Source organism: Thalassotalea coralli (assembly GCF_055786205.1).
In genome coordinates this window covers 457,021-468,311 of sequence record NZ_JBVVBK010000001.1, presented here as the reverse complement: position 1 = coordinate 468,311, position 11,291 = coordinate 457,021, and the positions used below count along the sequence as shown (strand labels likewise).

Sequence of the window (11,291 nt, the reverse complement as noted above, 5' to 3'; positions counted from 1 at the left end):
TATCTTGAGCGCCTCAGACTAGACACTCGAATAAGGAAGGTTAAGCGAACAACTAACTAACCATAGCTAGTACTGTTCTAAACTGCGATTGACGGCAGCATTGTCGATACATCTTTTAGTTTATTGTTATTATCTAAACATCAATCTCCTGTGCTGATTGGGTTAGCTATATTTGAGTAAAAACCGCTTTAAAGCCTATTTATAGTTTTAATAAGAGTTATCACTCATTTTGAGTATAGACAAAAAAAAGCTTTTGGTTGTTTTTTGTTCACCAAAAGCTTTCTTAGTTGTTATTTAGATTTTTTATTTAGGCAGCACGACTTAATAAAATACAGCGACTTACTCTTTCTTGTTATTCTTCTTCGCCATTCATTAAGTCAGATAAATTTTTAAGCTGTTCAAGAACCTGCGCATGTATCGATTTTCTTGGGTATCTACCTAAACTATTCGCTTGGCCCGCCGGAAGTCCCATCAATATTTCCATCGATTGATCAACATTATCCACCGCATAAATATGAAATTGATTATCAGCAACCGCTTGAATGACTTCTTGAGAAAGCATCAAATTAATAATATTGGTTTTCGGGATGATCACGCCTTGCTCTCCCGTCAAACCTTTGTCTTTACATAAACGATAAAAGCCTTCGATTTTTTCGTTTACGCCACCAATTGATTGCACTTCTCCGTGTTGGTTCATTGAACCGGTAATCGCTATGCCTTGGTCAATAGGCAATTGTGAAATACCTGAAATTAGCGCACAAAGCTCTGCCATTGAAGCACTATCACCATCAATATGGCCATAGCTTTGCTCTATGGCAATATTAGCCGAAATAGATATCGGAAACCCTTGACCATATTTATGGCCTAAATAGCCGGTTAGTAGTAAAACACCTTTAGAGTGAATTGATTTACCTAAGTCAACTTCACGCTCTATATCAGTAATACCATTGCTACCCGCGTAGACAGTCGCGCTAATGCGAGCTGGCGTACCAAAAACACTTTCACCAATTTCAAGCACAGTTAAGCCATTAACTTTACCTAACGCTTTTCCTTGTGTGCTAATAAGGACTTGCTGCTCTTTAATTTCATTTAACCAAGCTTCGCTGATACGCCCTGAACGACGTTTTTTCGCCTCCATCGCGCGTTCAACACAGCCTTTAGTTAACACTTGCTGATCTTCTTGAAGACGCCATAAATACACTGCTTCATCTAACAAATCGTTCACTTGCACGATATTGGTAGAAAGCTTGTGCTGATGCTCAGCTTTGCGCAAAGCAAAACGAATCATTTCAGCAACTGCTTCATTGTTAATTTCCGGGTAGTCATGTTTATACGCACGTTGCCTAATGAGTTGTGCGTATTCTTTCAAATTTTCCTCGTCATTCGTTAAATGACGATCAAAATCAGCCAATACCCTAAACAGTTCAGTAAATTCCTGATCATAATCTTGAAGCATGTAATAAATATCAGGGCTACCCAATAAGATAACTTTTACTTTCAACGGAATTTTCTCAGGTTGTAGGCTAAAAGCACCTGGCTGAGAAAATTCTGAGTATGGGTTTTCAATGGTAATTTGCTGCGTTTTCAAGGCTAGCTTTAAGCGCGACCACACCATAGGATTAGCCATTAATTTTTCCGCTTCTAGCAGCAAATAGCCGCCGTTAGCGCGATGCAAAGCACCAGGGCGAATCAAACGATAACTGGTATAACTTGCTCCCTGAAAAGTGCCGAAATCTACATGACCAAATAAGTTCTGAAATGTTGGGTTTTGTTCATAAACAACAGGAGCGCCTTCTTCAGGCTTTCTTTCCACCAATAGGTTAGGCAAAAAGCGCTCTTGCATGAGCTTTCGAGAGTCTTTGTCGTTAGGCTGCTTTTCACTGCTTTCATCAACCAGTATCTCTAACACAGCATCAACCACATGTGCTTTCACTTTCGACAAATATTTCAGCACGCCTAAGTTACTGGCAAACTCATGTTCAAGTTCTTTTAAAAACGGTCGAATACTTTGCTCAGCAGTATCGTATTTCAATTTACGTTTCTTGTCTGAAGAAATTCGTTTCCATTGAGGTAATTCAATCAACTGCTCAGAGAGAATGTTTTCCAACTTTTCCAACAAGTCGTAAAACGCATCTCGCTTCTCTTCGTCTAAGTTAGCAAACTCTTTATCATTTAACGGCTTACCATCAACGAGTGGCGCAAAACCAATTTCTCCCGCCTCTTCATAAAGGACAACTTCATTGGCCAATGCAATGCTTTCTACGTTCGCGATTGCTTCATCATATTTTTGATTAAACTCGCGATCGATCGCCGCCTTTTGACGCTGATAACCTGGGTTATCAAATATTTCTGGGAACAAGTCCATCAGTTCGTCAATAAAGGTATTAATACGCGCTAACAGTATTTTGCCATCACCAGGGCTGACATATAACTTGTAAGGAGCATGAACATCATCAAAGTTATTGATGTAACACCACTCTGCTGGTGTTTCTTCACTAGCTGCCATTTTGGCTAACATTTGCTTTATTAGCGTTTGACGACCAGTGCCATGATCACCCATTGCATAAACGTTGAATCCGCGTGTTTGCATCGACAAGCCAAACTCAAGCGCTTCTTTTGCTCGGTGATGTCCTAAAAAAACTTTCGATTGAGAAGGATCATGCTCTACGGTGTCAAATAACTGAGGGTCAAATTGTGCGGTAAGTTGTTCAGGCGCCAAGCGATATTGGCGGGTGTCTAGGGTCATATAAACTACCTAATAAATTCTGAAAGAAATGTAAGCCTTGGTAACACGCGAGATTAACTCGTCTGTTTAGCGCTAGTTTACTCTGATAATGCCTTGACAAGCAAAAGCTTATTAGCACTTTGATGTATATTAATATTATGGGGTTAAACTCAACCTTGAGAATTGTTCATGACCACAATGAACACATTCAGAGACTTGCGTTAAATGGGTAATGGTAAGCCTTTGATGGCAACTACGACAGCTTAACAACCCAAAACCTATCATATCACCTTTTTTGTAAATGCCGTCATGCTTAAAATCTTCACCTATTTCCGCCCACTCCACTTGCGAGCGATCTGTCAAATCTGCCAAATATTGCCACCAAGACTCTTCCAATAAACCCAGATAAACCGAATGTTTCGCTTGTTCTTGGTATTGCAGGTAAAACTCTTGTAAATCTAGCCTAAAATTATCGACAAACTGATTTACCTTGTCTTCAGGTAGTTGCTCTGCAGCGAGTAAGTATTGTTTACCCTGCTCGACAAATGTCACTAAATGGGTAATTTCGTGCTCGTTAACGCCTTTAATCCATTGTTCAATGTTCTGATAAAATTGAGAAAATATATCGTTTGCCATAAAAACATCTCATTTGGATCTGCCTTAATTTCATTATAGCAGTTCGTGCTTTTTTCGATGATTTATTACAATGAATAAATTAATAGCGGTGGAAGGTGGATTAAACTTGTCCAACTCCGGCTAAATCATGTATTCTATGGCGAAATTAAATCTAAGTATTCATGCGCAATTCGCGACACATCAAATTCGAGAAATCTATAAATGGAATCCATTTACAATCCTCAAGCTATTGAAGCTGACGTTCAGCAATACTGGACAGAAAACAAAACCTTTAAAGCTACTGAAAAGCCAGGCAAAGAAAAATTTTACTGTTTATCTATGTTCCCTTACCCAAGTGGTAAATTACACATGGGTCACGTAAGAAACTACAGCCTCGGTGATGTAATTTCTCGTTACCAACGTCTACAAGGTAAAAACGTGATGCAGCCAATGGGTTGGGACTCATTCGGTTTACCTGCTGAAAATGCGGCGATTAAAAATAATTCAGCGCCAGCAAAGTGGACTTACCAAAACATCGACTACATGAAAGGCCAGTTGAAATCTCTAGGTTTTGGTTATGACTGGGATCGTGAATTAGCCACTTGTACTAAAGAATACTACCGTTGGGAGCAATGGTTCTTTACTAAACTTTTCGAAAAAGGCTTAGTGTATAAGAAAATGGCGACAGTTAACTGGGATCCAGTTGACCAAACCGTACTTGCTAACGAGCAAGTAATCGATGGTCGTGGTTGGCGTTCTGGTGCCATTATTGAGAAAAAAGAAATTCCACAATGGTTCATCAAAATTACTGACTACGCAGAAGAATTACTTAATGATTTAGATCAATTAGACGGTTGGCCTGAACAAGTAAAAACCATGCAACGCAACTGGATCGGCCGCTCTGAAGGTGTAGAAATGACCTTTGACGTTGTTGGTTCTGACGACAGTTTCGATATTTACACTACACGTCCTGATACTGTAATGGGTGTTACCTATGTTGCGCTTGCAGCAACACACCCGTTAGCTTTAAAAGCGGCTGAAGGTAATGCTGAATTAGCAGCATTCATCGCAGAATGTAAAGCTGAAAATGCGACAGAAGCTGATATGGCTAACATCGAGAAGAAAGGTGTTGATACTGGCCTTAAAGCGATTCACCCATTAACCGGTGAACAAGTGCCTGTTTGGGCAGCAAACTTTGTCTTAATGGATTACGGTTCAGGTGCTGTTATGTCGGTACCAGGTCACGACCAAAGAGACTGGGAATTTGCTACTAAATACGGCATAGACATCAAGCAAGTTATTGCTGGCACTGATGAAGACGATATTAGCAAAGCTGCGATTACTGAAAAGAATACGTTAATAAACTCAGGTGAATTTGACGGTTTAGACTTTGACGCTGCCTTCAAAGCAATTTCTGATAAGTTAATCAGCCTAGAAAAGGGCAAGGTAACAGTTAACTATCGATTACGTGACTGGGGTGTTTCTCGTCAACGTTACTGGGGCGCACCAATTCCAATGATTAATTTGGAAAATGGTGACTCTGTGCCAGTTCCTGAAGACCAATTGCCTGTTGAATTACCTGAAGATGTGGTAATGAATGGTGTAACGTCACCAATTAAAGACGACCCAGAGTGGGCAAAAACTACCTACAATGGTGAAGCGGCTTTCCGTGAAACAGATACTTTCGATACTTTCATGGAGTCATCTTGGTATTACGCACGTTACTGTTCACCTTCAGACGATAGTCAAATGTTGGATCCAGAAAAGGCTAACTACTGGCTACCTGTAGACCAATACATTGGTGGTATCGAGCACGCGATCTTGCACTTGCTATACGCGCGCTTTTTCCACAAATTATTACGTGACGTAGGCTTAGTTGAATCAGATGAGCCATTTAAGAGCTTATTATGTCAAGGCATGGTATTAGCAGACACATACTACCGCGAAGCGGACAATGGCGCGCAAGAGTGGATTTCTCCAACTGACGTAGAAGTTGAACGCGACGAAAAAGGCCAAGTTACTGCAGCGAAAAGTAAGATTGACGGCGAGGCAGTTATCTCGGCAGGCATGAGCAAAATGTCTAAGTCGAAGAACAACGGTATCGATCCACAAGAAGTAATCGAACAATATGGTGCTGATACGGTTCGTTTATTCATCATGTTTACTTCACCACCAGAGCAAACGTTAGAATGGTCTGATTCAGGTGTTGAAGGTGCACACCGTTTCTTAAAGCGTGTTTGGAAGCTTGTTTACGACTATCAAGCAAGTGGCGATGCACCGGCATTAGCTGATGTAACATTAAATGCAGATCAGAAGAAATTAAGACGTGAACTGCACAAAACTATTGCTAAAGTAAGTGATGATATTGGCCGTCGTAACACTTTCAATACTGCTATTGCTGCCATCATGGAATTAATGAACCACTTAAGCAAAGCTTCATTAGAAACTGATGCAGACCGCGCTGTGATGAAAGAAGCGGTTCAAGCAGTTATTTTAATGTTGTCGCCAATTGTGCCACACTTAGGTCACAACCTATGGCAACAAGTTGGCGATGGCAGCACTATTGAAGATGCGTCATGGCCTGTTGTTGATGAGTCTGCTTTGGTCGAAGATGAAAAGCTAATCATCGTTCAAGTTAACGGTAAGCTAAGAGCAAAAATGACAGTTGCAGCTGATGCAAGTCAAGATTCGGTAGAAGCGAAAGGCTTAGCTGAAGAAAATGTTGCTAAGTTTATTGAAGGCAAAACGGTTCGCAAGGTCATTTACGTGCCGGGCAAACTATTAAACATTGTTGCTAACTAGTTTCAACTAAGAGTCAATATGCGATCTTATTTAACTCATCTATTCGTGTTGCTGTTAGCGTTCTCGCTAACAGCCTGTGGTTTTAAGCTTAGAGGCAATTACTTAATTGCCCCTGAATTACAAACCTTACATGTAAGCTCAGCAGATAAATTTGGTGAACTTACGCGAATTACCAAGCAACATTTAATTCGTAATCAGGTCAATATTGTATCTAGCTACAATAAAGAAACACCTGAACTTCGAATTTTAAAGGGTAAATTAGATCGCCGAACGCTTTCGGTATTTCCTAACGGGCAAGTAGCAGAATATGAGCTGATTTATACGGTTAAATACCAACTGGTGATGCCGAATAAAGAACCACAGGATTTTGAGTTTGAGCTTTATCGGGATTACCAAGACGATCCTGACATTGCTTTAGCGAAAAGTCGTGAGCTAGATCTTATGCTCAAAGAAATGCGTATTGAAGCCGCAGATCGAATTTTACGTAATTTAGCGTCAACACCTGTTTAACCGTTAACGCTTAGGACACGCTTATTCGCCTATGAAAAAAATCTATCACAGCCAACTTCAGCAAACACTTGCGCAATCAAGTTGGCCTGTGTGGTTAGTTTTTGGCGACGAGCCTTGGCAAAAGCAAAATAGTTTACAGGCAATAAAACAACAGTTGCAACAACAAGGCTTTAGTGAACTTATCCGCTTTACTGTTGACGATAAATTCGATTGGCAGCTAGTTCAACAAGAATACCAAGCATTAAGTTTATTCGCTTCACAGCGTATTATTGAATTAGAGCTAATGAGCTCTAAGCTTAATGATGCCGCGACGAAAGCTATCGAACATATTTGCCAACAGCTTCAACAAGACGTTGTGTTATTAATTCACGGCGACAAGTTAGATGCTGCGACACAAAAGCGTAAGTGGTTTAAGCAACTCGCAGAACACGCATGTTTTTTACCGCTATACGATATTGACGGTAAGCATTTAAATCAATGGATTCAAAAGCAAGCTAGGCACTACAAAGTCAATATGTTGCCTGATGTTGTATTTCTTCTTGCTGAACTGTTTGAAGGTAATTTAAACGCTTTAGACCAAGAGCTACAAAAGCTTTCACTGCTTTTTGGCCAACAGCTCATTACAACAGAGCAAGCACAAGAACTTCTGATCAAACAAGCTAAGTTCAACCCATTTCAATTGATAGATGCCATGTTAGAAGCAAATTTAACAAAATGCTTTGGTATGTTAGATCAACTGCAACACGATGGTACTGCCATTGGGCAACTTATTTGGTTTGTACATAAAGAAATTAAACAGCTTGCCACTATGCACGGCCGTATGAGCCAAGGCGAAGACTTCAATACCATTGCAAAAGAATTTCGTATCTGGGATAAACGTAAGCCACTTTATCAACAAGCCCTCGCCAACATTAGCCAATCAAATTTGAACATTGCGATTAGCCGCTTGGCCGATGTTGACCTCACCATAAAAACGGCTTCTGACTTTAACCCGTTTATTCAACTCGCCGACGTAATTACCAGTTTATATCAAGGTGATAAACTCAAACACTTAGCACTTAATTATGAGTACGCATAATCCCTCAACTTCAAACGACAAGTGCTTAACTCAGCCTAAAGATATTGCCATTTTAGGCGGTTCTTTTGACCCTATTCACCTTGGTCATATCAACATTGCTAAACAGACGGCAAAATGGTTAGCTGTAAAGACAATAACCTTATTACCAGCCTATTTATCACCACACAAAGCCAATAGCCACGCTTCTGCAGAACATCGTCAAGGCATGTTGACACGCTTAATTAGTGAAGACAATTCCTTCTCTTTAGACTCTAGAGAAGTCATTAAGCAATCGCCGTCATATACCGTAGACACTTTGCAGGCATATCGAAATGAACATCCAGAACATCGAATATTCTTCATTATTGGTATGGATTCCTTGCTTTCTTTTACTCGCTGGCATCGTTGGCAAGATATTTTAAAGGTCGCTAATCTCGTGGTTAATGTTCGCCCTGGATATTCTCAGCAAGAACTTTCCACTGAGTGCCAAGCAAAACTAGGTAATTATTTTAAGCAAGGCTCCCCACTAAACTTTACAGAGCAAACGGGAGGCATATACTTTCATCAACAACCTACTGTCGATATTTCTTCCAGTGACCTGAGAAATAAACTTGCTAGTGGTAATAAATGCACACAATGGCTAGCCCCTGAAATTATTGATTACATAAAAGAACACCAATTGTACCAATAATATTAACCGAATCCCTCACGTCTCCCTTAACCTATCAAATATTTGGTGTTATTATCAGGGATTAATATTTTGATAAAACTTAAGAGACATTAGATTGCAAATAGACGCCCTAGCTGCCTTTATCGCTGACAAAATTGACGATATGAAAGGCAGAGATATTACTACCATAGATATTTCAGAAAAATCCGATTTTGCAGATTTCATGATTATTGCTTCAGGCAACTCAAATAGACACGTGAAGTCTATTGCAGAAAATGTCACCTTGGAATGTCGCGCTGAAGGAATAGAACCTATCGGCGTTGAAGGTAATGATATTGGCGAATGGTCTCTTGTCGACTTTGGCGATGTTATTGTCCATGTAATGACAGACGAAACGCGCGACAAATACCAACTTGAGCAGCTTTGGGAATCTTAATCGGCCATGCGTATAACCCTGTATGCAGTCGGGACCAAAATGCCATCATGGGTCACGCAAGGTTTTCAAGAATACACTCGCCGATTTAGCCAAGACACGTCATTTCACTTAGTGGAAATTCCGGCAGGAAAGCGTGGTAAAAATGCCGATATTGCTCGAATTCTAGATAAAGAAGGCGAGCAAATGTTAGCGGCTATCCCTAAGGGAAATAGAATTGTTACGCTTGAAGTAACCGGTAAACCTTGGACAACTCCTCAATTGGCTCAACACCTAACCAATTGGCAACATGACGGTAGAGACGTCGCTTTACTTGTTGGCGGCCCTGAAGGGTTGGCACCGGCTTGTATTAAAGCATCAGAACAAAAATGGTCGTTGTCACCGCTTACTCTGCCTCACCCTATGGTGAGAATAATTGTTGCCGAAAGCCTTTACCGTGCTTGGAGCTTAAACCATAACCACCCTTATCATAGGGAGTAGTTTTTAACGTTATGGTACGACAACAACGAGTTGCCATTAGAAACCATTCCGCAGAAGCAAACCTATTTGCTAGACGCGCGTTTATTGCATTAATTTTCGTTGTAATAATGCTGTTGGTTTTGTTTAGTCAGGCATTTAATTTACAAATCAGTGCCTACGATAATTATCAAACCCGTTCTAACTCCAACCGTATAAAACTACTGCCAGTAGCGCCTAATAGAGGCTTAATTTACGATAGGAATGGTGTTTTATTAGCAGAAAACAAACCGATTTATTCTATTGAAGTTATACCTGAGCAAATCGAAGATTTACCAAAAACAATTGCCGAAGTAAGCCAGCTTCTCGGTATTTCAAAAGAAAAGCAAGATAAGCTATTTCGCTCTATGCGTTATAAACGTCGCTTTAAGCCAATTGAATTACAATCTCGCTTAAGCGACCAACAAGTGGCGTTGTTTTCTGTTAACCAGCATAAATTCCCAGGTGTTTTTATTGAAGCACGCCTTAAACGCTATTACCCCTTCGCCGACTTAACCACTCATACCTTAGGTTATGTAGCGCGTATCAATAGTAGAGATGCGATAAAACTAGAAGAGCAAGGAAAAGAAGAAAACTACGCTGCTACCCGTAATATTGGTCGCCTAGGATTAGAAAGGTACTACGAAGATACATTGCACGGCACCATAGGCCACCAAGAAGTGGAAGTGAATAACCAGGGCCGTATCATCCGAACTCTCAATTTCACGCCGCCTATTCCAGGTAAAGATCTAACGCTAGCGTTAGACATTGAACTGCAAATGGTCGCTAAGCGTGCGCTCTCAGGTAAACGTGGCGCTATTGTAGCGATTGATCCTAGAGACGGTGGTGTACTCGCCATGTATTCAAACCCTAGCTATAACGGAAATTTGTTCGTTCATGGCATTAGTAGCAAGAATTACAAAAAGCTGCTCAACTCAAAAAATCGCCCTTTGGTTAATCGAACGGTACAAGGCTACCCGCCGGCTTCAACTGTAAAACCTTTACTCGCCTTAACCGGCTTGGAAGAAGGGATAATTACGCCTGAAACTGAAGTGTGGGATCCAGGCTTTTATCAGCTACCAGGTATTGAGCAAAAACGCCGAGACTGGAAAAAGTGGGGCCATGGTAAGGTCGACTTAACGAAATCTCTAGAACAATCTTGCAACGTCTACTATTACGATCTTTCATACAAATTAGGGATATCACGTATTGCGCGTATGATGGAAAAATTTGGCTTTGGCGAATTTACGGGGCTTGATATCTACGAAGAGAATCGCGCCATTATGCCAAGTGTAGAATGGAAGCGAGCTCGCTATAACCAACCTTGGTATACGGGTGAAACCTTGTCTGTTGGTATAGGACAAAGTTATTGGACAGTGACACCATTGCAATTAGCACAATCTATGTCGATTTTGGTCAACAAAGGCCAAATCAAAGTTCCTCATTTAGTTAATGCGATGAGCTACAACCAAGTAGATCCAGAAAACGACAATGTCACTCATTACGTTACTGAGCAACTTGAGGTTGATGAAAAGCCGCCTATTGTGTTGAAAAATGATCGAAACTGGGAATACGTACTTGATGCGATGCACAACACAGTGCAGAAAGAAGGCGCGACAGGTTATAACGCGTTTAAAGGCAGTACGTATGATGCTGCTGGTAAAACCGGCTCAGCGCAAACCGCTAATTTAGGCCAAGACGAAAAATATGATGCAGAAACAACCCAAGAAAGTAAGCGAGACAATGCCATGTTTGTTGCTTTTGCTCCCTATGAAAAGCCAGAAATAGTGGTAGCGGTTGCGATAGAAAACGTGGCTAAAGGTGGTGGTGCGACAAACGCTGCACCTGTTGCACGCCAAATACTAGATCAATATTTTGGTAATCGAGTTATCGTTAGTAAGAATAAGCATATTATGCATGATGAAACTTACATGCAAGGCACTGATAACCTCTCTAGAACATCTGCACAAGGGCAGCATTAATC

The 11,291-nt window shown here is 40.7% G+C and carries 9 protein-coding genes; 7 read left to right on the top strand and 2 right to left on the bottom strand.

Going from position 1 to position 11,291, the window contains the following annotated elements; all coding sequences use genetic code 11:
- Nucleotides 1-352: 352 nt before the first annotated feature.
- Both ACOB80_RS02040 and ACOB80_RS02035 read right to left on the bottom strand, forming a co-directional pair.
- Nucleotides 353-2,746: an AAA family ATPase gene (locus tag ACOB80_RS02040; RefSeq protein WP_473164134.1), complete on the bottom strand. Its 2,394-nt coding sequence runs from the start codon at nt 2,744-2,746 to the stop codon at nt 353-355.
- Nucleotides 2,747-2,881: 135 nt separating this feature from the next.
- Complete coding sequence (locus ACOB80_RS02035; protein WP_473164133.1) at nt 2,882-3,361, bottom strand: zinc ribbon-containing protein; 480 nt, start codon at nt 3,359-3,361, stop codon at nt 2,882-2,884.
- A gap of 201 nt (nt 3,362-3,562) precedes the next feature.
- Here ACOB80_RS02035 and leuS point away from each other — a divergent pair, with 201 nt between their 5' ends.
- The 7 genes from leuS to mrdA all read left to right on the top strand — a co-directional run bounded on the left by leuS (nt 3,563) and on the right by mrdA (nt 11,289).
- Nucleotides 3,563-6,142, top strand: a complete 2,580-nt coding sequence (leuS, locus tag ACOB80_RS02030; protein WP_473164132.1) for a leucine--tRNA ligase — start codon at nt 3,563-3,565, stop codon at nt 6,140-6,142.
- An 18-nt stretch (nt 6,143-6,160) separates the two neighbouring features.
- The gene (locus ACOB80_RS02025; RefSeq protein ID WP_473164131.1) at nt 6,161-6,652 is read left to right on the top strand and encodes an LPS-assembly lipoprotein LptE; all 492 of its coding nucleotides are present in this window, start codon (nt 6,161-6,163) and stop codon (nt 6,650-6,652) included.
- Between the two features lie 31 nt (nt 6,653-6,683).
- On the top strand, nt 6,684-7,730 hold the full coding sequence (gene holA, locus ACOB80_RS02020; protein WP_473164130.1) for a DNA polymerase III subunit delta: 1,047 nt from the start codon (nt 6,684-6,686) through the stop codon (nt 7,728-7,730).
- A complete protein-coding gene (nadD, locus tag ACOB80_RS02015) occupies nt 7,717-8,400 on the top strand; it encodes a nicotinate-nucleotide adenylyltransferase (protein ID WP_473164129.1) in 684 nt (227 codons plus the stop codon). Before holA ends, nadD begins: the two co-directional genes overlap by 14 nt.
- 94 nt (nt 8,401-8,494) lie before the next feature.
- Nucleotides 8,495-8,815: a ribosome silencing factor gene (gene rsfS / locus ACOB80_RS02010; protein WP_473164128.1), complete on the top strand. Its 321-nt coding sequence runs from the start codon at nt 8,495-8,497 to the stop codon at nt 8,813-8,815.
- Between the two features lie 6 nt (nt 8,816-8,821).
- Complete coding sequence (rlmH, locus tag ACOB80_RS02005; protein ID WP_473164127.1) at nt 8,822-9,292, top strand: 23S rRNA (pseudouridine(1915)-N(3))-methyltransferase RlmH; 471 nt, start codon at nt 8,822-8,824, stop codon at nt 9,290-9,292.
- Between the two features lie 11 nt (nt 9,293-9,303).
- Nucleotides 9,304-11,289, top strand: coding sequence for a penicillin-binding protein 2 (mrdA, locus tag ACOB80_RS02000; protein ID WP_473164126.1), 1,986 nt, complete (start codon nt 9,304-9,306; stop codon nt 11,287-11,289).
- Nucleotides 11,290-11,291 lie beyond the last annotated feature (2 nt).

What these genes read in the sequence shown, in the direction of transcription:
- ACOB80_RS02035 (WP_473164133.1), bottom strand. Translation starts at nt 3,361, where the DNA reads ATGGCAAACGATATATTTTCTCAATTTTATCAGAACATTGAACAATGG.
- leuS (WP_473164132.1), top strand. Translation starts at nt 3,563, where the DNA reads ATGGAATCCATTTACAATCCTCAAGCTATTGAAGCTGACGTTCAGCAA.
- nadD (WP_473164129.1), top strand. Translation starts at nt 7,717, where the DNA reads ATGAGTACGCATAATCCCTCAACTTCAAACGACAAGTGCTTAACTCAG.
- ACOB80_RS02040 (WP_473164134.1), bottom strand. Translation starts at nt 2,746, where the DNA reads ATGACCCTAGACACCCGCCAATATCGCTTGGCGCCTGAACAACTTACC.
- rlmH (WP_473164127.1), top strand. Translation starts at nt 8,822, where the DNA reads ATGCGTATAACCCTGTATGCAGTCGGGACCAAAATGCCATCATGGGTC.
- holA (WP_473164130.1), top strand. Translation starts at nt 6,684, where the DNA reads ATGAAAAAAATCTATCACAGCCAACTTCAGCAAACACTTGCGCAATCA.
- ACOB80_RS02025 (WP_473164131.1), top strand. Translation starts at nt 6,161, where the DNA reads ATGCGATCTTATTTAACTCATCTATTCGTGTTGCTGTTAGCGTTCTCG.
- mrdA (WP_473164126.1), top strand. Translation starts at nt 9,304, where the DNA reads ATGGTACGACAACAACGAGTTGCCATTAGAAACCATTCCGCAGAAGCA.